Source organism: Achromobacter sp. (assembly GCF_050285585.1).
GTDB lineage: Bacteria > Pseudomonadota > Gammaproteobacteria > Burkholderiales > Burkholderiaceae_B > Achromobacter.
In genome coordinates this window covers 49,138-71,194 of the sequence record NZ_JBLZXF010000015.1, presented here as the reverse complement: position 1 = coordinate 71,194, position 22,057 = coordinate 49,138, and the positions used below count along the sequence as shown (strand labels likewise).

At 67.4% G+C, this 22,057-nt stretch carries 15 protein-coding genes; 6 read left to right on the top strand and 9 right to left on the bottom strand.

Annotation, left to right across the window (positions count from 1 at the left end):
• Positions 1-75: 75 nt before the first annotated feature.
• Entirely contained in the window at positions 76-903 is an 828-nt protein-coding gene (locus tag ACN6PJ_RS19505) for an MHYT domain-containing protein (RefSeq protein WP_427997488.1), read from the bottom strand.
• Positions 904-1,398: 495 nt separating this feature from the next.
• On the opposite strand from ACN6PJ_RS19505, the gene ACN6PJ_RS19500 reads away from it, so the two are divergent.
• From ACN6PJ_RS19500 to ACN6PJ_RS19490, 3 genes are all read left to right on the top strand, one after another.
• The gene (locus ACN6PJ_RS19500) at positions 1,399-3,108 is read left to right on the top strand and encodes a ShlB/FhaC/HecB family hemolysin secretion/activation protein (protein ID WP_427997487.1); all 1,710 of its coding nucleotides are present in this window, start codon (positions 1,399-1,401) and stop codon (positions 3,106-3,108) included.
• A gap of 314 nt (positions 3,109-3,422) precedes the next feature.
• Complete coding sequence (locus ACN6PJ_RS19495; RefSeq protein WP_427997486.1) at positions 3,423-5,114, top strand: collagen-like triple helix repeat-containing protein; 1,692 nt, start codon at positions 3,423-3,425, stop codon at positions 5,112-5,114.
• Positions 5,115-5,142: 28 nt separating this feature from the next.
• A complete protein-coding gene (locus tag ACN6PJ_RS19490) occupies positions 5,143-5,688 on the top strand; it encodes a MarR family winged helix-turn-helix transcriptional regulator (RefSeq protein ID WP_427997485.1) in 546 nt (181 codons plus the stop codon).
• A gap of 14 nt (positions 5,689-5,702) precedes the next feature.
• Here the strand turns inward: ACN6PJ_RS19490 and ACN6PJ_RS19485 are convergent, their stop codons facing one another.
• From ACN6PJ_RS19485 to ACN6PJ_RS19455, 7 genes are all read right to left on the bottom strand, one after another.
• Positions 5,703-7,403: an ABC transporter ATP-binding protein gene (locus ACN6PJ_RS19485; protein ID WP_427997484.1), complete on the bottom strand. Its 1,701-nt coding sequence runs from the start codon at positions 7,401-7,403 to the stop codon at positions 5,703-5,705.
• Positions 7,400-8,902, bottom strand: a complete 1,503-nt coding sequence (locus ACN6PJ_RS19480) for an ABC transporter permease (protein WP_427997483.1) — start codon at positions 8,900-8,902, stop codon at positions 7,400-7,402. Before ACN6PJ_RS19480 ends, ACN6PJ_RS19485 begins: the two co-directional genes overlap by 4 nt.
• Before the next feature lie 5 nt (positions 8,903-8,907).
• A complete protein-coding gene (locus ACN6PJ_RS19475; RefSeq protein WP_427997482.1) occupies positions 8,908-9,885 on the bottom strand; it encodes an ABC transporter permease in 978 nt (325 codons plus the stop codon).
• Complete coding sequence (locus tag ACN6PJ_RS19470) at positions 9,882-12,119, bottom strand: ABC transporter substrate-binding protein (protein WP_427997481.1); 2,238 nt, start codon at positions 12,117-12,119, stop codon at positions 9,882-9,884. Before ACN6PJ_RS19470 ends, ACN6PJ_RS19475 begins: the two co-directional genes overlap by 4 nt.
• An 88-nt stretch (positions 12,120-12,207) precedes the next feature.
• Entirely contained in the window at positions 12,208-12,876 is a 669-nt protein-coding gene (locus ACN6PJ_RS19465; RefSeq protein ID WP_427997480.1) for a thermonuclease family protein, read from the bottom strand.
• A 349-nt stretch (positions 12,877-13,225) separates the two neighbouring features.
• Positions 13,226-14,230 carry a magnesium and cobalt transport protein CorA gene (locus ACN6PJ_RS19460; RefSeq protein WP_427997479.1) on the bottom strand — a complete coding sequence of 335 codons (1,005 nt, stop codon included), beginning with the start codon at positions 14,228-14,230 and terminating at the stop codon, positions 13,226-13,228.
• Between the two features lie 65 nt (positions 14,231-14,295).
• Positions 14,296-16,404: an ATP-dependent helicase gene (locus ACN6PJ_RS19455; protein ID WP_427997478.1), complete on the bottom strand. Its 2,109-nt coding sequence runs from the start codon at positions 16,402-16,404 to the stop codon at positions 14,296-14,298.
• A 150-nt stretch (positions 16,405-16,554) separates the two neighbouring features.
• Here ACN6PJ_RS19455 and ACN6PJ_RS19450 point away from each other — a divergent pair, with 150 nt between their 5' ends.
• Positions 16,555-17,451 carry a DUF72 domain-containing protein gene (locus tag ACN6PJ_RS19450; protein WP_427997477.1) on the top strand — a complete coding sequence of 299 codons (897 nt, stop codon included), beginning with the start codon at positions 16,555-16,557 and terminating at the stop codon, positions 17,449-17,451.
• Here the strand turns inward: ACN6PJ_RS19450 and ACN6PJ_RS19445 are convergent.
• Positions 17,437-18,954 carry a PLP-dependent aminotransferase family protein gene (locus ACN6PJ_RS19445; protein ID WP_427997476.1) on the bottom strand — a complete coding sequence of 506 codons (1,518 nt, stop codon included), beginning with the start codon at positions 18,952-18,954 and terminating at the stop codon, positions 17,437-17,439. The genes ACN6PJ_RS19450 and ACN6PJ_RS19445 overlap by 15 nt on opposite strands.
• A 174-nt stretch (positions 18,955-19,128) precedes the next feature.
• On the opposite strand from ACN6PJ_RS19445, the gene ACN6PJ_RS19440 reads away from it, so the two are divergent.
• Complete coding sequence (locus ACN6PJ_RS19440) at positions 19,129-20,394, top strand: 4-aminobutyrate--2-oxoglutarate transaminase (protein WP_427997475.1); 1,266 nt, start codon at positions 19,129-19,131, stop codon at positions 20,392-20,394.
• Positions 20,395-20,536: 142 nt separating this feature from the next.
• Positions 20,537-22,006 carry an NAD-dependent succinate-semialdehyde dehydrogenase gene (locus ACN6PJ_RS19435; protein ID WP_427997474.1) on the top strand — a complete coding sequence of 490 codons (1,470 nt, stop codon included), beginning with the start codon at positions 20,537-20,539 and terminating at the stop codon, positions 22,004-22,006.
• Positions 22,007-22,057: the final 51 nt, after the last annotated feature.

Below are 22,057 nucleotides of genomic sequence, written 5' to 3'. Positions count from 1 at the left end.
TGGCGGATTCAGCCCCCCTACCCCGGAACCGCCCCGCGCCGGCGAATTTGCTGGCCGGCGCGCACCCGGAACCTTCTAACCCGGCCCCGGGGCGGATCCGGGAAGCCTTCCCGGACGCGCCATAGGCGCCGATTCAATGATCGAGTCGATGCGCTGCGCCGTGCGCGCGCGAAACCGCCGAGATGCCCGCTGCAAATGCCATCGCATGAGCAAGGTCGTGGCCACGGACAGCCCGAATGCGATGTAGGGCAACATCACCCCGCCGATCTGCAAACTGGAATATTCAACGGCGGCCGAGCAGACCACGGTTCCCGCGGCCGCGCCGGTGTAATGCATGCCGCAGATCGCCAGCGCCATCAAAACGGCGGCCCCGAGACGCTGGCGCTCATTCTGCGTATTGAATGCAAGCCACAATGCCGCGGAAGCCGCAACGACCGCGATGAACACCGACAGAACCACCATCGGCAGGTTCCAGGCCAGTACCGCGGGCATGCGCATTGCGCTCATGCCCACATAATGCATGGCGACCACTCCGATCCCCGCCGCCGTGCCGCCGGCCAGGCAACGGAAGAAAGTGAACCGCTCGCGTCCGATAAACCAGAAAGCCCAGCCGGAGAATCCCGCGGCCACCAGGAAACTGAGCGCGGTCAGGCCCAGTTGATAACCGACTTCAAATGGCAGGTTCTGGGCCTGCATGCCGATGAAATGCATGCTCCAGATACCGACGCCGCCCATCGCGATCGCGCCGATGAGGATATAGCCGATGCGGATTTCGCCGTCCCGGGTTTCGGCCCGGATGCCCGCCGCCAGCATGGCCACATAAGAACCGAGCACGGCGACCAGGAACGACAGCGCGACAAGCCCTCCGTGAAACGAAAGGGGAACGATTTCGCCTGGCCTCATGGGCGGCCCCTGCCAAACTGGCCGCCCGGGCGGCGCGCTGCCGGCGCGCACTTGCGATTGTTTCTGCGGTCATCCGCGAGCATCTTGGGGACTCCCGATAGCCTGAACGTTTCAGCGCTATGTGCAAATACGTTTTTTATAGTCTTATCTATTACGATTTAATACACATCAGGGTTTTCACCGATATTCGTAATAATGCTGGAATCAATATGTAACCAACATTCGAATATTTTTGAATAATCCATTAAAAACATGGATTTAGCCATATTCTGTGCTTATTCATATAGTGTCACGCTCGCAACATTGTTGGTATTGCGCCGTTTCGCTTTGACTGGACTGAAATAAATTGTCATTTTGACGAGGGACTGGCACCATATTCCGACGAACGCAGCAAGTTTTGTTTACCGGCGATATTCGCGTCTCATTTTCAATACCGAATATGCCGAATATCCCTACGGTTGAAACGCGCTGCGGAATAGAGAGACATAAAAAGGCATGAGACGTACGCTTCCAGCAGGTCAGCTTTCCCTCGCACTGGTGTGCGCCCTCGCAGTCGGCGCCAATGCCCGGGCAGATGGCCCGCTACGGGGCAATCCGGTGGACGCCATGCCGAAACTGGAGCGGCCGCCCTCCGCCACCCAGCCTCCTCCCGTCGTCCAGACGGCGACGCCCGAGCAGCTGGCCTTGCAGGCCCGGCTGGCGCAGCGCATCGTGCCGCGCCATTTCGACGTAAGCGGCGTGCGCGCCATTCCGTTCGAGGAAGTCTCCGCGTTGCTGACGCCGCTGGCCGGCAAGGAAATCAGCCTGGGAGAACTGGTGCAGCAGGTCGACAAGATCACCCTGCTCTACCGCGAAAAGGGATATCCGTTGTCTTTCGCGCTGGTGCAGAACCAGACCTTCGCCAATGGGCTGGTCGTGGTCACCGTGGTGGAGGGATTCATCGGCTCGGTTCGGATCGAAGGCGATATCGGCAATGCGCAGGACCGGCTTGACGCCCTGGCGGGCCCATTGAAAGAGGAAAGGCCGCTCAAACAGGCCACGCTGGAACGCCAGCTGAACCTGATGCGCACGGTGCCGGGCGTCAAATTCACGCCCAGCCTGGATCTGCCGCGGCGCGCCGACGGCGCCACCGAACTGGTGCTGGCCGCGAGCCGGCAACCCGTCAGCCTGAGCGGCGGCATCGCCGACCTCGGCACCGGCATGCAGCCGCTGGTGAACATGGCGGCCAACAGCCTGACCCCGCTGGGCGAGCAGGTGAAGCTGACCGCTTCGGTCCCGTTCAATACCGATGACGTGAAGTACGTATCCGGCGAAATCCGCGTGCCGATAGGCGCCGATGGGCTGGCGGTCAAGGTCGACGGCTATCACTACGACGCCAGGCCCAAGGACGACACCATCGAATACCTGGGCTTCGAGCGGCGCGTGAAAAACGACCGCATCGGCATCGGCGTGAGCTATCCGTTCCTGCTGAACAACACCCGCTCCCTCACCGGCACCCTCGGCGTCTATGCCGCCAACTCCAAAGACCGCTACGACGCCCGCAATTCCGACCGCTGGCTGCAACAGGATGCCCGCGTGCGCGCGGCCAACGCGGAACTGCGCTATATCCAGGTATCCGAAAGCAGGACCACCGACGTCACGCTGAGCGTGGCCAAGGGCTTCAACACAGCCGGCGCCAAAAAGGACATATCCACCAACTACGGATATTCCGCCACGCCCATCCTGGACCTGGACTTCACGCGCTACAACCTGAACGCCCAGCAGACCTTCGCGCTGCCGGCCCAGTTCGGCCTGACTTTTTCCGGCGCGGGACAGTACTCCAGCAATATCCTGCCCTCATCGGAACAGGTCTCGTATGGAAGCTGGCGCTACGCCATGGGCTACCCCCAGGGCGAGCAAAGCGGAGACAAAGGCGTGGGCGTGTCCGCGGAAATCAACCGGCGTTTCGGCATAGGCTGGGAATACCTGTCCAGCGTGCAACCCTATGCCTTGGTCGACTATGCCCGCACCTGGTACAACAACAAGAGCCTGCAGGCGCTGAACCAGCGGCACCTGTCTTCGGTGGCGCTGGGCATCCGGTTCACGGACGACAAATACTATCTATTCGATTTCAACGTCGCCAAGCCGGTGGGGTCCGCCACGGTCGACAATGACCGCGACCTGCGTTTCAACGCCAATTACTCCCTGTATTACGACGCGTTCTGAAGCGGCTTCGCCAGGGCGGCGGCGTGGGCTGCGGCCGCTCCGGCGTTACGTAACGTCACCCGTAACGTAACGGCGAATAACCGGCCATTCGTAACATTCGCAGTCTCTGCGTGATCGCAAATCTGCATATTTTTCGACCTAGGGAAAACCCTTTAATTATTTCACAAGCCATTGAAATAAAAGCGTTTAAATTCCCAAAAACACGAATTCCGCATCATCGGCAAGGCTGTTTAAAAAAAGTTGGCACGCTTTGTGCATGGGTAGATGTATCGGGCCGTTTCTCCGCCTGACTCTTCCAACACAAGGAGTTCGCCATGCACACCCCTATCGACGCTCGCCGCATCTCGCGCATCCTGACTTCCACCGCCCTGGCCGCGGCCCTGATGAGCGCCCTGGCCGCATGCGGCGGCGGCGGTGGCGGCAGCAAGTCCGCGAGCCTGCCGGGCACGGTCATCCCGACGAACCCCGGCGGCGGTGGCGGCGGCCTCAATCCGGATGGCGGCGGAACCAATCCGGGCGGCACCAATCCGGGCGGCACCGACCCGACCGATCCGACGACCCCGACCAATCCCGTCACGACCGGCCTGCTCGAAACGACCCTGGGCAACACGGGCGGCGCCGTGGACAACACGCTGCCGCTGAACCTGGACTCGACGCTGGGCGGCGTGGGCAAGGCGCTGGACCCGACGGTCAAGCCCGTGGCGGACACGGTGGTGGGCCTGACGCAGGAGATTGGAGCCACGACGGGCCTGGGCCAGCCGGTGGACGGGGCCGTCAAGCAGGTGGGCGGCCTGGTCAGCGATCTGGGTTCCACGGTCGAGGGCGCCGGCCTGCCGGGCGGACTGAGCGCCGGCGTCGGCGGCCTGGTGGACGGCCTGGGCAAGACGGTGGCCAGCACCGGCGGCCTGCTCCATGCGGACGCCGACAACCCCAATCCCCTGACGACGGTGCTGGGCAACGCGACCGGCGCCGTGGGCGCATTGACCTCGGGGCTGTCCGGCCAGGGAGGCCTGCTGAATCCCCTGACACAGACGGTGGCGGGCGTCACCGGCGGCGTGCTGGGCGGCCCTTCCACCCCGCTGCTGGAACCGGCGCTGGGCAGTACCGGCAAGGCCGTGGACAACGTGCTGCCGCTGGGCCTGCAACCCACGCTGGCCGGGCTGGGCGCCGCGCTCGATCCCAACGTCAGCCCGCTCGCCGGCACCGTGACCGGCTTGACGCAGCAGGTGGGCGACACGACCCGGCTGGGCGCGCCGGTCGCGGGCCTGCTGACCAGCCTGGGCGGCACGGTCACCAATCTGGGCGGGTCGCTGCCGGGAGACACCGCGGGGCTCAATGGCGTGCTGCAAGGCCTGGGCGGCGCGGTGGCCAGCGCCGGCGGGCTGCTCCATGCCACGCCGGGCAACGCCAATCCGCTGGGCTCGACGCTCGCGAATGCCACCGGCGCGGTCGCCTCGCTGACCGGAGGCCTGGGCGGCGCGACCGGCGGCTCCGGCGGGCTGCTCAGCCCCATTACCGGCATTCTTGGCGGGGTGGGCGGCGTGGGCGGCACGCCGGCGGGCGGCGCGGGCGGCCTGCTGGCGCCGGTGACCGGCCTCGTGGCCGGCGTCACGGGCAGCCTGGGCGGCGCTGCGGGCGGCGCGGCCGGAGGCGCCGCGGGCGGCGGCTTGCTGGGCGGACTGCTGGGCGGAGCCGCCGGAGGAACCGCCGGCGGTTCGGCGGGCGGCGCGGCAAATGGCGGGCTGCTGGGCGGCCTCGTGGGCGGCCTGGCGGGTGGCGTGTCGGTCAACGCAAGCGCTGGCGCCGCAGGCGCCGGCGCGGGAGCCGGCGCCAGTGCCGGCGCCAGCGCCGGAGGCGGATCGACGGCCGGCGCGAGCAACGGCGGACTGCTGGGCGGATTGCTGGGCGGCGTCACTGGCAGCCTGACCGGCGGCACGACCACGGGCGGCACCGCCAACGGCGGCCTCCTGGGCGGCCTGCTGGGCGGCCTGTCGGCCAAGAAGTGACCCCCAACGTCCGCCAGGGAGCGACACCATGCTGCAACAAGAGACCTTTCTTCACCACGAGCATGCGACCGTGATGCCTGACACGCGCGAAAGCGACGTGCGTCCGGGGATACTGGAGGACATCGCCTTGATGCTGGGCAGGCAGTTCGCCGTCTACAACTCGGCCTGCCAGTCCGCCCTCGCCGAAAAACTGGGCATCCCCCTGGCGGATCTGAAGGCGCTGGAACTGGTCATGGAGTTCGACGCCCTGCCGACGGGGCAGCTCGCCCAGTTGATGGGCATCAGCTCCGGCGGCGCAACGGCCTTGATCAACCGGCTGGAGGCGGCTGGATACGTGCAGCGCGGCCGCCACCCGCTGGACCGCAGGATGATCGTCATCAGGCCCGTGGAGGAACAATGCCAGCAGTTGTCGCAGGAACGGCAATGGATCTCCGAGGCCGTCATGATGACGGCGCGGCGCTATGACCCCTCGGAACTGGTGTCGATGCATGCTTATCTGGCGCAGTGCGTGCGCGCCCTACGGCACGACACCCTCGTGTGGCTGGAGACGCGCAGCGCCCACCACGTCGTCTGAGGGCGCCGCGCGGGTCAGGCAGGGCCTGGCGGCCCGAACTGCAGACGCGGGACGGCCGCCAGCAGCCTGCGGGTCATGTCCTGGCGCGGCGCATGCAGCACCGCGTCGGCCTGCCCCAGCTCGATGATGCGCCCGCCTTCCATGACGGCGATGCGGTCCGCCAGGTATTCGACCACGCCGAAGTTGTGAGTGATGAACAGATAGGCGATGCCCAGCTCGTCTTGCAGTTCGCGCAGCAGGTCCAGGATCTGCGCCTGCACCGATACGTCCAGCGCGGACGTGGGCTCGTCGCAAATCAGCACTTTCGGTTCGACGGCCAGCGCCCTGGCGATGGCGATGCGCTGGCGCTGGCCGCCCGAGAACTCATGCGGATACCGGGCGAGGGTATTGGCCGGCAGGCCGACCCGTTCGACTAGGTGCGCCGCGCGCTCGGCGCGCGCTTCCTTGCCCATGCCGCGCCGCAGGGACGCGAGGCCTTCGTCCAGGATGTCTCCCACCCGCATGCGCGGATCGAGCGAGGCGTAGGGATCCTGGAAGACGATCTGGATGTCCTGCCTCAGGCGCTGCAGCTTGCGGCGATCGGCCGAAAGCACGTCCTGCCCGAGCAGCATGGCGCGCCCGGACACATGCGCGCCGTCGATCAGCCGCAGCAGCGCCTTGCCCGTGGTGGTCTTGCCGCAGCCGGACTCCCCCAGCAGGGCCAGGGTCTCGCCCGCCTTCAAAGTGAACGTCACCCCGTCGGCAGCCTTGACCCAGGACACGATGCGCCGCAGCGGCCCCTTGCGCACGGGGTAATGCACCTTCAGGTCCTGCACATCGAGCACCACGCCCCCATCGCGCCCCGCCCTGGCCGCGGCGCGGCGCCCGGCCGCGCGGGCCTGGGCCTCTCGGCCCGGCTCCGTCAGGGGAATGCCGCGCTTTTCGAACGTGGGAATGGCTTCGAACAGCTGCCGGGCGTAGGGATGCCTGGGCGCGCGGAAAAACGTTTCGGCGTCCGCGCTCTCCACGATCTCCCCGCCGCGCATCAGGGCCACGTGATGAGCGACGTTCTTCACCACCGCCAGATCATGCGTGATCAGCAGCACGGCCATGCCCATTTCCCGCTGGATGTCCGCCAGCAGGTCCAGCACCTGCGCCTGCACGGTGACGTCCAGCGCCGTGGTCGGCTCGTCGGCGATCAGCAGCAGCGGTTCGGCCGCGAGCGCGATGGCGATCATGACGCGCTGCTTCTGGCCGCCCGAGAATTGGAAGGGATAGTCGTCGACGCGCCGCTCGGGTTCGGGAATACCTACCCGGCGCAGCCAGTCGATGGCGCGCTCGCGCGCCGCCGCGCCGCGCAGCGGCGTATGCGCGACCAGCGTTTCGATGATCTGGTCGCCCACCCGCATCACCGGATTCAGGCTGGTGGACGGCTCCTGGAAGATGATGCCGATGCGGCCGCCTCGCACGCCGCGCATCGCGCTTTCCGGCAGGCGGTTCAGATCCTCTCCGTCCAGGTCGATCTGCCCTCCCACGATGCTGCCCGCATCCGGCAGCAAACGCAGCAGCGCCAGCGCCGTCATGCTCTTGCCGCAGCCGGACTCCCCGACCAGGGCGAACGTCTGCCGCCGCGCGATGGCCAGCTGCAGGCGCTTGACGGCATGCGTCATGCCGCTTTCGCCAGCGATGTCCACGTCCAGGCCGCGCACTTCCAGCAAAGGTGTGGTCTGGCTCATGGCGCGTCTCCCGGCCGGGACTGGCGGCCGTCCGCGGCCAGGGCGGGCCTGGCGCCGCGGCCGAAGAGCCCGAGGCGGGCGATGCGGCCGGGCTTGTAGCGGCGCGTGCGCGGATCGAACGCATCGCGCACGGCATCCGCGAACAGGTTGGCCGCCAGCACCAGCGCCAGCATGAAGAGGAAAGCTGTCATCAGGTTCCACCAGATCATGGGATCGCGGGACATTTCAAGCCGGGCGCCATCGATCATGGAGCCGAAGGAATTCATGCTCGGATCCACGCCGATGCCCAGGTAAGACAGCACGGCCTCGTACAGGACGAGCCCGGAGAATTCCAGCACCATGGTGATCAGGACGAGGTGCGCCACGTTCGGCAGCAGGTGCCGGGTCATGATGCGCCAGTGCGATACGCCGAACGCCCGCGCCGCCTGCACGTACTCCAGTTCGCGCAGCTTCAGCGTTTCGGCGCGCAGCAGGCGGCACAGTCCCGCCCACCCCGTGAAGCCCAGGATCATGCAGAGCAGGAACAGGCGCAGGTCCGCGCGCGCGGCGGAGGTGTCGAACAGGTCCGCGTGGTTGTCGATGTAGACCTGCATCATCAGCGCGCAGGCGGCCACCAGCAACACGCCGGGGATCGAGGTGATGGTGGTGTAGAGGTATTGGATGGCGTCGTCGACCTTGCCCTTGAAGTAGCCGGCGGCGATGCCGAAGATGATGGCGGGAGGCAGCATGGCAATCGTGGTGAGGCTGCCGATGACGAGCGCCGTGCGGATGCTCTTGAGCGCCTGCCACAGCACGTCGTTGCCGATGCGGTCGGTGCCCAGCGCATGGTAGCCGCTGGACATGCCCGCCAGGGCGCCGGCGGTCAGGCAAAGCAGGGTGAAGGTAAGCGCCATGGCCGTCCATGGCACGCCGGACGGGCCGGCGGCCCCGCCCTCCCCGGCCCGCCGGCCGCGCCGCGAGAGGCAGGCGAACAGGATCCCGACCACCGCCAGCGCCACGGCCAGGCCGCCCGCCAGGCCCAGCGCGATCCGCGTGAGCGTGTCTGCCCAGCGGTCCTTGTCGGGGTCTTCCAGGTGGACGCCCGCGCCGCGCAGGCGGGGGAAGTCGCGCACCGGCTTGCCGTCGACAAGCATGGTTTCCTTGGTGAACTGGCGCACGGCCAGGGGCTCGGAATAGGTTTTCTCGGGGCGGGTCAGCACGGTGCCGGCAAGCAGGCCGTCCAGCGCCGATTGCACCGCGGGCGCATAGACCGGGCCGGAGTCCGCGGCGGCGCCCGGCGCCGGCGGCAGCAAGGGCCGGTAGTGCACGGAGTCGAGCAGGCCGACGGCGACGAAGGCCGAAAGAATCACGGCCGAGCACATGGCGGGCGTATCGCGGGCGACGCGCGCCCAGGTCGCGCGCAGATTGGGGCTGCGTCGCACGCGCCAGGCGTACGCGACGGCGCCCAGGGCCATGAGCCACAGCGCGATATCGGTCCAGAGGAAGACGAACTTGGGCATGTCGGCTACTCGAATCTGACGCGGGGATCGGCCAGCGTGTAGGAAATGTCGGCCAGGATCAGCCCGACGATATAAAGGGCGGAACCGAGGAACACCATGGCGCGCACGATCGAAAAGTCCTGCGCGTTGATGGCGTCGATGGTGTAGCTGCCCAGGCCGGGTATGCCGAAGAAGGATTCCGCGATCAGGCTGCCCATGAACAGCAGCGGCAACGCGGCCACCGTGCTGGTCAGGATGGGCAGCATGGCGTTGCGCAGCACGTGCCGGAACAGCACCACGCGCTCGGCCAGGCCCTTGGCGCGGGCGGTGCGCACGTAGTCCTTGCCGATCTCTTCCAGGAACAGGGTGCGGTAGAAGCGCGCTTCCGGCCCCAGCCGCGACACGATGGCCACCAGCACCGGCAGCGCCAGGAATTTGACCGCGTCCAGCCCTCCGGAGAATCCGGAGAACGGCACCAGGCGCAGCAGCTTGGCGAAGACCCATTGCCCCGCGATGATGTAGAACAGGCTGGAGATCGACAGCAGCAGCACGCAGAGCACGACGCCCCAGAAGTCCAGCCTCGTGGCCCGGAAATACACCAGCGTCAGGGAGAAAACGATGCTGACGAACAGCCCCAGGATGAAGGTGGGAACCGCCAGCGCCAGGCTGGGCCCCATGCGCGTCTGGATCTCGCGGCCGATATCGCGCCCGCCGTCGGAGGCGCCGAAATCCATGGCCAGCAGCGGCACCGAGCGCTGATAGAACACCGTGTCGGTGAGCCGCGCGGCGCCCTCGGCCCGGTCGTTGAAGAACAGCGGCTTGTCATAGCCGCGCTCGGCCTTCCATTTTTCCACGGCGTCCTGGCTGACGCGTTGCCCGCCGATCGCCAGCCGCGCCATGTCGTCGGGCGTGTTCACCGCGAAGAACAGGACGAAGGTGAAAAGGTTCACGCCGATCAGGATCAGCACGCCATACAGCAACCGGCGGATCACGTAGCCGATCATGATTGTTGCTCCTTGCCGACGCGCGGCGCAAATGCCGTCTGGCGCTCGCGGCGCTTCAGCGCGACCCAGGATGGCCAGACCGCCAGCGCCAGCAGCAATATGAAGACGCCGATGGGCCACCATCTCGGGTAGTTCCATTCGTCGATTTTCCGCTGCCGCAGCACCGGGTCGATCTTCATGTACTGGAGCGTGTTGCGGACCATCTGGGTCGGCTTGGCGTTGCCCACCCATTGCTGGTAGGCGCCTCCCGACATCGGGAAATAGCCGAACATCCAGGGCGCGTCGCGCTGCACGATGGCCACCATTCGGGCGATGAGCTGCTCTTTCTCGGGGCCGTCGTCCAGGAACTTCAACTGCTCGAAGAGGCGGTCGTATTCGGGACTTGCGTAGTTGGCGGCGTTTTCGCCGCCGCCCTTGGCCTTGGCGTTCGGGCCGTACAGCAGGAAAAGGAAATTCTCGGCGTCGGGGTAGTCGGCGTTCCAGCCCCACAGGAAGATCTGGGCGGAACCCCGCATCATCTTGTCCTGGAAGCGGTTGTAGTCCGTGGCGCGCACGTCCAGCTGGACGCCGATCTTGGCAAGCTGGCGCCGCATCCAGTCGAATTGCGGATTGGAGCCGCCGCCGGACATGGAGTCGTAGTACAGCACCAGCGGCGCGCCCGTGCTGGCGTTGCGGCCGTCGGGGTAGCCGGCCTCGGCCAGCAGGCGCTTGGCCACGTCCACGGACTTGCGCACGGGCTTGCCGTCCACCAGGTCGTAGACCACCGGATTCACGCCCTCCGGCGGATCGCGGTAGCCGAGCACGCCCGGCGGCACCGGCCCGTAGGCCACCGAAGCCTGGCTGTTCTCGAATACCGCGACGTATTCCTCCCAGTCGAACGCGATGCTGATGGCCTGGCGCAGCTTGCGGTTCTTTTCCGCCTGTTCGGGCGTGTCGCCCTTGCCCACGACGGGATCCAGCCAGTTGAAGCCCATGTACCAGTTCGCGGTCTCGACCGTGGTAGGCAGCTTGATACCGTGCTCGCGGTACTGGCGCGCCTTGTCCTGGCTGTCGCCCGCCGCGACCAGCATGGCGACGCCGTACTCGCCGCGCTCGATTTGCGGCATGTCGTAGTAGCCCTGCATGAACTTGCCGGTCAGGGGAATGGCTTCCTTTTCGACGCTGAATTCCGCGCGGTCGATGAAGGGGGTGGGCTTGCCGCAATCCGCCAGCAGGCCGGCGGCCTTGTCGCCGGGCTCTCCTTCGCAGGGATAGGGTTCGCCGTGGTAGTTGGGGTTGCGGCCCAGCACGTGGCGGCGGTTCTGCAGGGACTCCACCAACATGTAGGGGCCCGTGCCCACGGGCCAGGTGTTGAACGACAGATCGTGCGCCGCCATGCCGGGCTGGCTGTAGAAGCGGTCGGCCTCCCAGGGAATGGGCGCCGTGAAGGTCATGGCCAGCCAGTACTTGAATTGCGGATACTTGCCGTTGACGCGGATGCGCAGCGTGTGGGGGTCGAGCGCCTGCACGCCGGAGAAGCCGTCGGGCTCGCGCAAGTCCAGCCAGGGCGGCGCGCCCGCGCCGCCCGGCACGTCGCGGCGCAGCGCCTGGTCGCGCTGGCGCAGGCGCTCGCCATACTCCTTCAGGCCCACGATGTGCTCGGCCATCAGGGAGGAGATCGGCGACACCACCCGCGGGCTGGCCAGCCGCTTGATGGCGTAGACGTAATCGTCCGCCGTCAGTTCGCGCGTGCCGGTGCGCGGGAAATCGGGAATGTAGTACTTGCCGTCGAGTTCGCCCGGCGCCAGCGGGTAGTAGTCGTAGCCGCCGTCGGCCTTGCGGGCGAAAGCCGGATGGGGGGCAAACCGCGAACCGGGCCTGAGCTTGATGTCGTAGACGCTCTGCGCGATCTGCTCGCCCGGCGTGTCCGCCGGCAGCGTGTTGCCCTGGGCATCGAGGTAGACCGGCGGATCGATCGACGCCGCGGCGCGCGGCACCAGCTCGTAGGGCCGCTTCAGATAGTGGTAGCCGTAGAGCGTTTCGTAGATGTTGTACGTATAGGGGGTTTCATCGCCGGAATAGGAGCTGGCCGGATCCAGGTACTTCGGGGAACGCTTGACGAACGCGGAATACAGCGTGTTCTGGCTCTCCGCGCCGGACGGATAGGGGCTGTTGATCGGGCTTTCCCGGGAGCAGCCCGTCAACGCCAGCGACAGCAGCATGGCCGTCGCCCAGAGCCGCTTCAATGCACGCATGAAAACCTTCCCTTCGAATCGTTGCGACAGAGGATAGCAAACACGGGCCGGGGCCAGTACCCTGGCATCCCCTACGCCCGGAGGAGGATCAGCCGCACTGGCGCTGCCGCCAGCAGTCGTAGCGCCACTTCCAGGGTTGCATGGCGCCTTGCTGCGCCCACAGGCCGCGGCCGGCCGACCTGGCCTGGCGCTGCAGGTCCGGCATGGCCTTGTCGCGCAGGTAGTCGCCCTGCCGCGCCGTATAGGCCCAGGCGTAGCCTGCCTCGACCTGCGCGCGGTTGGCGGAGCGGCCGTCTTCCAGGATCAGCGCGCACACGTCGCGGCCGTACTGGTCCTTTTCATAGCATTGGGCGGTAAGCGTCTTGCCCGCGACCAGGCCCGCCAGGTGCTTGCGCGAGGCTTCGGCATAGGGCTGCCCCGGCTGCTCGGCGCCATGGCCCTCTTCCGGCGCGTCGATGCTGTCCATGCGGATCTTGCGCTGGCCGTCCGGCGCGCGCAGGGTCACCGTGTCGCCATCGGCGACATTGACGATGGCGCCCGTCAGCGTATAGCTGCCCGGGGGAATGCCGCCGGCCAGGACCGCGCCCGGGCGGTTCTGGGCGGAGGGGGCCGGCCGGGTCTGGCCGGAGGGGGACGGCCGCCGCCCTTCCGGCTCCGAGGGCTGCAGCCAATTGACGATGGCGCCCGCGGCCGCAAGAATCACGGCCACGGCCAGGGCGGTCAGCTTGCTGCCGCCAAAGGGAGATTTGCCACGCACCGCCGGCTCCAGGTAGGAAAACGCTGGGAGTTTGCCATAGATGGTCGGCCCCCGCGCCGCCGCGGGGCGGCCCGAAGGCGGGGCGGCTATTCTTGCCGGGAACCGAAAGACAGGGAGGTAGGGGCGTAGGATGGGTGGAGCGCGAGAGCCCTTAGGCAAGAACGACAGCGCTGAACGCGCGCAACCCATGCGGCCGTGGGAAACCGGCTCCCGCATCGGCCGACAACAGCCAATTGCGACCGCATGGGTTGCTTCCGAGCGGTGCCGGGCACTGTTTGCTCATGGCCGCATGGGTTGCGCGCGTTGGATGTTGGGGTTCTTGCCTATAGGCTCTCGCGCTACACCCATCCTACAGCCAACCGGACTTCCGGAACCGCCAGTACAGCACCGAACACGCCGTGGCGATCACGCCCAGGGTGACCGGATAGCCCCAGGGCGATTTCAGTTCGGGCATGAATTCGAAGTTCATGCCGTAGATGCCGGCGATGGCGGTGGGCACCGCCAGGATGGCGGCCCAGGACGCCAGCTTGCGGGTGGTGTCGTTTTGCGCCGCCTGGCCGATCATCAGGCTGGCTTCAAACGCGAACGCCAGGGATTCGCGCAGGGAATTGAACAGCTCGTCCACGCGCAGCACCCGGTCGGCCACCTCGCCGAAGTACGGCCGGGCATGCTCGTCCACGGCCGACATTTCCACGCGCGCCAGGCGGCGGCAGATCTCGGCCAGCGGCGACACCACCGTGTGGATGCGCAGCAGGTCACGCCGCTGCCGGTACAGCCTGCGGATGTCGGAATCCTTGGCGCCCCGGATCAGCAGCTTCTGTTCGGCGCCCTCCACCACCGTTTCGATCTTGCCGGCCGCCGCGACGTAGCGGTCGACCAGCCAGTCCAGCAGTTCGGACGCCACGTAGTCGCTGCCGCGCTTGAGCAGATCGGGCGAGGCCTCCAGCCGTTCGCGCAAGGGGCTGTGGCCCGCGGTGGCGCCACGGCGCACCGTGACCAGGAAGCCGTCGCCGATGAGGAACTGGGTTTCGCCGAAGATGGGCCGCTCGGCCTCGACCTCCACCGTGATGGCCACGATGAGAATCATGTTCCCGTAGTCGATGATCTTCGGCCGCCGGTGGGCCTCCAGCATTTCTTCCTGGTTCTTGTCGCAGGCGCCGAGTTCGCTCGCTACCTTGGCCAGCAGCTCCGGCCCGGGGTTGCGCAGGCCGATCCAGAGCATGCCGTGGCCCTGGCCGACGTACTGCCCGACCTCCTCGATCGGAACCTCGCGCTCCCGCCGTCCGTTGAGGTAGGCGATCGACGCGATGACCTCGCCCTTCGGCGCGCCGGCGGCGTGTTCTTCAGTGGACATAAACACCCTCAGACAATGCGATCCCTGCAGGACAGCTTATGCGTATCGGGCGATGATAGCCCGTTCTACGAGAACAGATTGCGCACCCGGCGCGCCACGTCGACGCTGGGCGCCTGAGGCTCCTTCGCGGCGCCTCGCCCGGCGGGCAGGTCCGGCGGCTTGGGCAGGTGATCGAAGAGCGGCAGCATCGCATTCGAGATATAGCGGGTGCGCGACCCATAGACATGGCGGTCGCCCATGCCGGTCTGCTGATGCACGTAGAAGCGCTGCGGCACGATGAGCTGCAGGCGTTCCTTGGCGCGCGTCATCGCCACATACAGCAGGCGGCGCTCTTCCTCGATCTCTTCCGCCGTGCCGGTACTCATGTCGGACGGGATGCAGCCGTCGACGACGTTCAGGACGTAGACCGCCTTCCATTCCTGCCCCTTGGCGGAATGGATGGTCGACAGGATCATGTAGTCCTCGTCGCGCAGCGGCACGCCCGATTCGTCGCTGGTGGCGTCCGGCGGATCCAGCGTCAGCTCGGTCAGGAAGCGTTCGCGCGATGGGTAGCCCGACGCGATGCGCAGCAGTTGGTCGAGGTCCGCCCGGCGCACGCGCGCGTCGTCGTAGAGGCGCTCCAGCTGCCCCGCGTACCAACGCAGGGCCAGGTCCGCGTCGGCCGGCCATTTCAGCCCCGGGTCGCACAGCGCCGCATAGGTATCGGCGAACCCGCGCCACTCCTCCTGCGCCGCCGCGCCGGGCTTGAACTCGCGCAGCGCGCGCAGGGGCTCCGCCGACGCGGCCATGGCGTCCATCAGCTTGCCCGCGGTGGCCGGGCCGATGCCGGGCAGCAATTGCGCCACGCGGAAACCGGCCATGCGGCCCCTGGGATTCTCGGCCCAGCGCAACAGCGACAGCAGGTCCTTCACGTGGGCGGCCTCGAGGAAGCGCAGGCCGCCGAATTTCACGAAGGGGATGTTGCGGCGGGTCAGTTCCAGTTCCAGCGCGGCGCTGTGGCTGGAGGTGCGAAACAGCGCGGCCTGCGATTTGAGCGTGGCCCCGCCCTCGCGTTGCGCCAGCACCTGGTCGGCCACCCAGCGCGCCTGTCCGGCCTCGTCGCTGACCGTGACCAGCTCGGGCAGCTGGGACGACTGGCGGTCGGTCCAGAGGTCCTTGGCGTAGCGCTCGGTCGCCTGGCCGATGACGGCGTTGGAGGCGTTCAGGATGGGCTGGGTGGAGCGGTAGTTGCGATCCAGCGTGATCACGCGCGCCGGCTTGGGGAACTGGGAAGGGAAATCCAGGATGTTGCGCACGGTGGCCGCGCGGAACGAATAGATGGACTGGGCATCGTCGCCCACCACCGTCAGGCCGCGCCCGTCGGGCTTCATCGCCAGCAGGATGGCTGCCTGCAGGCGGTTGGTGTCCTGGTATTCGTCCACGAGCACGTGGTCGAAGCGCGCGCCCACGTCCGCGGCTATGCCCGGCTCCGACATCATCTCGGCCCAGTAGAGCAGCAGGTCGTCGTAGTCCAGGACCTGCTGGTCCTGCTTGGCGGCCACGTAGGCCCGGAACAGGTTCTTCAGCTCGTCCTCCCACTGGGCGCACCATGGAAAGGACGTTTTCAGCACGTCGGCCACGGGCGCCTGGCTGTTGACCACGCGCGAATAGATGGCCAGGCACGTGCCCTTGAGCGGAAATCGGGATTTCGTGGAGGACAGCCCCAGTTCGTGGCGGACCATGCCCATCAGGTCCTCGGCGTCGCCGCGGTCATGGATGGTGAAGGCTTCCGACAGCCCGATCCGCTGCGCGCAATCGCGCAGCAGCCGCGCGCCGATCGCATGGAAGGTGCCCGCCCAGGGCAGCGACGGCGGCTGCTGCGTGGCGCGCAGGTTCATCACCCGCTGCAGCACCGAGCCCACGCGCCGCTCCATTTCCAGCGCCGCGCGGCGGGAGAACGTCAGGAGCAGCATGCGCTGCGGATCCGCGCCGTTGAGGATCAGGTGCGCGACCCGGTGCGCCAGGGTGTTGGTCTTGCCCGAGCCGGCGCCCGCGATCACCAGCAGCGGGCCGTCGTCCCCGGACGCGCCCCCCACGCCGAATTCGGCCGCTTCGCGCTGGGCGGGGTTGAGATCGGCCAGGGGATCGGGACGGCCGGAGGCGGGCTGGGACGGCAGGCGGGTCGGGTCGGACATGGAACAGGGCCGCGGACGGCGGCCTCGGTAAAGAAAGAGCCGGGACATTGCCCCGCATCGGATTGGCACTGTATATTTATACAGAATTTTTTGATTTCCGTCCGTTCCCCTGGGCGCCGGCGTCTCGCCCCGCCCCCACGCGTCCGCCCCATGCGCCTCCTGACCGGCACCGCCTCCTGGACCGACCCCACGCTGCTCGCCTGCGGCCGCTTCTACCCCCCCGAGGCCGGCAGCGCCAAGGCCCGGCTGCGCTTCTACGCGTCGCGCTTTTCCATGGCCGAAGTGGACTCCAGCTACTACGCCCTGCCCACGGCGGAAAACGCCTATCTCTGGGATCAGCGCACGCCGGACGGATTCGTCTTCAACATCAAGGCCTTCCGGCTGTTCACCGGGCACCAGACCCCGCTTTCCGCGCTGCCGGCCGACATCCGCCGCGAGCTTTCCGACTGGCCTGAGCCCGTCATCTACCACGACAGCATGCCGCCGGACCTGCGCGACGAACTCTGGCGCCGCTTCCAGCTCGCGCTGGAACCGCTGCGGCTGCCCGGCAAGCTGGGCGCGGTGCATTTCCAGTTCCCGCCCTGGGTCCGGCGCGACGCGCGCGGCATGGCGCGGGTGGCCGACTGCGCGCGGCGCATGGAAGAGCACCTGGTGTCGGTGGAGTTCCGGCACGGCAGCTGGTTCGGCTCGCCCGCGGCCACCGCCGGCACGCTGGCGTTCGAGCGCGAACTCGGCGTCGCGCATACCGTGGTGGACGCCCCCCAGGGGTTCTCCAACACCGTGCCGGCCGTCTGGGAATGCACCCATCCGGACCTGGCCCTGCTGCGCCTGCACGGACGCAACGCGGCCGCCTGGAACGTTTCGGGAACGGCGTCGTCGGGCCGGTTCCAATACGAATACACGCAACAGGAACTGGCCGAACTGGCCGAACGCTTCTCGCGGCTGGCGGCGCAGAGCGCCCAGGCGCACGCGGTGTTCAACACCAATTTCGAAGACCAGGGCATGCGCAACGCCGCGGCCTTCGCGGCGGCGCTAGCGCCGGCCTGACTGCGCCACGACCAGGCTCGCGGGAGCGCGCGCCACTTCCGCCAGGCTTTCCAGCAGCACCTCGAACTTGCGCGCGATCTCGTTCTCGGGAACGCAGGCATAGCCCAGAAGCAGGCCGGGGCGGCGCCCCTCGTCGTTGACGTAGTAGCGCGACAGCGCGCGGGTCAGCACGCCCTTGCCGCGCGCCACCTCCACCACGCGCAGATCGTCCATGTCCCTGGGCAAGGTCAGCACCAGGTGCAGGCCCGCCATGCTGGCGTCGCGATGCAGCCAGTCGGGGCCCAGCCGCCTTTCGATCAGATTGACGAGCATGGCGCGGCGGCGGCCGTACAACATGCGCATGCGGCGGATGTGGGCGGCGTAATGGCCTTCGGAAATGAAGGTGGCCAGCGCGGCGTGCGTCATGAGGTGGCCTTCGCGGTAAAGCTCGGCATGCGCCGCCTGGAAGGCGGCCGTCAGGGCCTTGGGCAGCACCAGGTAGCCGACGCGCAGGCCCGGATACAGGGTCTTGCTGAAGGTGCCCATATAGATGACGGGCGCGTCGGGCTCCAGCCCCAGCAGCGAGGCGATGGGCCGGCCGGAGAAGCGGAACTCGCTGTCGTAGTCGTCCTCGATGATCCAGCTGCCGCTCTGGCGCGCCACCGCCAGCAGCTGCCGGCGGCGCGCCAGCGACATGACCGGCCCAAGCGGATACTGGTGCGAGGGGGTAACGAAGATGAAGCGCGGCGGCGTGGCGACGGTGTCGGGCAGCCGCATGCCTTCTTCGTCCACCGGCAGGTGCACCGTGTTCAGCCCGTTGGCCTGCAGGATGCTGCGGGCGCCCCAGTAGCCCGGGTCCTCGATCCAGGCCGTCTCGCCCGCCTCGCCCAGGATGCGCGTGGTCAGGTCGATCGCCTGGTGCGACCCTTCGGTGATGATGATCTGTTCGGGATCGCAATCGATGGAGCGGGTCAGCGCCAGATGCTGCGCCAGCGCTTCGCGCAGCGCCGGCAGGCCGCCGCCGTAGGCGTAGCTCAGCAGGTCGGGCGAGGGATTGCGCCACAGGGCGCTGAAGATCCGCCCGAACTTCTTGTGCGGGAACTCGGTCAGGTCGGGCACGCCGGGCATGAAGGCGCCCCATTGGTAGGGCGACGCCGACACCCCGTCGACGATGGCCGCGCCGCGCGGGGACAGCGCCGGGCGCGGCTGCGGCGGCGGCGGCTGGCGCCGGCGCCGGCCGCTGGCCAGATAGGAATCCGGAACGGAAGCATTGACGAAGGTGCCGTTGCCCTGGCGGCTGCGGGTATAGCCCTCGGCCAGGAGCTGGCTGTAGACATGCACCACGGTATTCCTGGCGATGCCGAGCTCGGCCGCCAGGTCGCGCGTGGCGGGCAATCTGGAGTCCGCGGCGATGGCCCCGTCCAGGATGGCTTCCCGGATGCCCTGGTACAAGCGCTTGTTCATGGGCTCGCTGGAGCCGTCGGCCAGGCGCAGCAGCAGCAAGTCACCGACAATGGAACGCAATTGGTTCTACCTGATTTATCAAAGTGGTTCCCACAAATGGAGCCATCGTAGCATTAAATAAGAGCGTATTGCCGCCGGGCCGCCCCGAGGTAAAAAGCGCCCCGTCAGGGTCCCGCGAACCGAAGGCGCGGCGCGGGATTTTATTTACCGCCCATCATGCTCTGCGAGGCTGAGATGAAGAATCAGGACCTGAATACCCGCCGTTCCCTGGCCACGCCCCGTGGCGTCGGCGTCATGTGCGATTTCTATGCGGTGCGCGCCGAAAACGCCACGCTGTGGGACGCCAACGGTAAGGAATACATCGATTTCGCGGGCGGCATCGCCGTCCTGAACACCGGCCACCTGCACCCGAAGGTCAAGGCCGCGGTTTCCGCGCAACTGGACAACTTCACGCACACGGCCTATCAGATCGTGCCGTACGAGGGCTACGTCTCGCTGGCCGAGCGCATCAACCGCCTGGCCCCCATCGACGGCCTGAAGAAGAGCGCCTTCTTCACCACCGGCGTGGAAGCCGTCGAGAACGCGATCAAGATCGCGCGTTCGGCCACCGGCCGCTCGGGCGTGATCGCCTTCTCGGGCTCGTTCCACGGCCGCACCATGCTGGGCATGGCGCTGACCGGCAAGGTCGCCCCCTACAAGCTGTCGTTCGGCCCGATGCCGGGCGACATCTACCACGTGCCGTTCCCCAACGGCACGCAGTCCATCACCGTGGCGGATTCGCTCAAGGCGCTGGACCTGCTGTTCAAGTGCGACATCGATCCCAAGCGCGTCGCGGCCATCATCATCGAGCCCGTGCAGGGCGAAGGCGGCTTCAACATCACCCCGCCCGAACTGATGGTCGCGCTGCGCAAAGTCTGCGACGAGCACGGCATCCTGCTGATCGCAGACGAAGTGCAGACCGGATTCGGCCGCACCGGCAAGCTGTACGCCATGGAGCACCACTCGGTCCAGGCCGACCTGATCACGATGGCCAAGAGCCTGGGCGGCGGCTTCCCGATCTCGGGCGTCGTCGGCCGCGCCGACGTGATGGACGCCCCGGCCGCGGGCGGCCTGGGCGGCACCTATGCCGGCAACCCGCTGGCCGTCGCCGCCGCGCATGCCGTGCTGGACGTGATCGCCGAGGAAAAACTGTGCGAACGCGCCACCCAGCTGGGCGACAAGCTGCGCGCCCACCTGGAAGGCCTGCGCGCCAAGGTTCCCGGCATCGCGGACGTGCGCGGCCTGGGTTCCATGGTCGCCCTGGAGCTGAACGATCCCGCCACCGGCAAGCCCGACGCGGAAGCGGTCAAGCGCGTGCAAGCGCGCGCCATCGAAAAGGGCCTGATTTTGCTAAGCTGCGGTGTATACGGCAACGTCCTGCGGTTCCTGTACCCCTTGACCATTCCCGACGCCCAGTTCGATCGCGCTCTGGCCATCCTGTCCGAGGCGCTGGGCGCCTGATCCCGGGGGCCTGAACACCCGATTTTCTGGCGGACAGGCACAATCATTGCGGGCGTAGCGGTTTCCGGCCACCGAGCCGGAAATCCGCGGCGCCCGCAAGCGTTTCCTGGCCGCCCGCCTTCCATTCAAGGAGACTCCAACAATGACAGCACTGACCCAGCCCCTCGCGCGTCCCGACCTGCTGCGCGACGCCTGCTACATCGACGGCAAGTGGGTGGGCGCCGGCGACGGCCCCGCCATCCCCGTGAGCAATCCCTCCACCGGCAAGACCATCGTCTCGGTGCCCAAGCTGGGCCGCAAGGAAACCGAACAGGCCATCGCCAGCGCCGAGGCCGCGCTGCCCGCCTGGAGCGCCAAGACCGGCAAGGAACGCGCCGCCATCCTGCTGAAGTGGGCGCAGCTCATGATGCAGCACCAGGGCGACCTGGCCGCCATCATGACGTCCGAACAGGGCAAGCCCGTGACCGAGGCCGCCGGTGAAATCGCCTACGCCGCCTCGTTCCTGGAATGGTTCGCCGAAGAAGCCAAGCGCATCGACGGCGACATCCTGCAAAGCCCGAAGGCCGGCCAGCGCCTGATGGCGCTCAAGCAGCCCATCGGCGTCACCGCCGCCATCACGCCGTGGAACTTCCCCGCCGCGATGATCACGCGCAAGGTCGGCCCCGCGCTGGCCGCCGGCTGCACCATGGTGGTCAAGCCCGCCCAGCAGACGCCGCTGACCGCGCTGGCGCTGGCCGTGCTGGCCGAGGAAGCCGGCGTGCCCGCTGGCGTGTTCCACGTCGTCACCGGCAGTTCGCGTGAAATCGGCGCCGCGCTGTGCGAAAGCGACGTCGTGCGCAAGCTGAGCTTCACGGGCTCCACCGAAGTCGGCCGCACGCTGATGGAGCAATGCGCGCCCACCATCAAGAAGCTGTCCCTGGAACTGGGCGGCAACGCGCCCTTCATCGTGTTCGACGACGCCGACCTGGATCGCGCCGTGGACGGCATCCTGGCCTCGAAGTACCGCAACGCGGGCCAGACCTGCGTGTGCGCCAACCGCATCTACGTGCAGGCCGGCGTCTATGAAGAGATCGCCAAGCGCCTCGTGGCCAAGGTCGAGGCCATGAAGGTGGGCGACGGCTTCGCCGACGGCGTCACGCAAGGCCCGCTGATCGACAGCAGCGCCGTGGAAAAGGTGCAGGAACACATCGCCGATGCCACCGCGCACGGCGCGAAGGTCATCGCCGGCGGCAAGCCGCATGCGCTGGGCGGCACGTTCTTCGAACCGACCGTGGTCCGCGACGTGACCCAGTCGATGCGCTTCGCGACCGAGGAAACCTTCGGCCCGGTGGCCCCGCTGTTCCGCTTCGAAACGGAAGAGGAAGTCATCGGCATGGCCAACGACACCATCTTCGGCCTGGCCGCCTACTTCTTCACCCGCGATTACGCCCGCATCTGGCGCGTGTCCGAAGCGCTGGAGTACGGCATCGTCGGCATCAACACCGGCATCATCTCCAACGAAGTCGGCCCGTTCGGCGGCGTCAAGCAATCCGGCCTGGGCCGCGAAGGCTCGAAGTACGGCATCGAAGAGTACCTGGAAATCAAGTACCTCTGCGTCGACCTGGGCGCCTGAGTCCTCCGGGAACGTCTGACACCCGGGCGGACCGTCGCTGGTCCGCCCGGG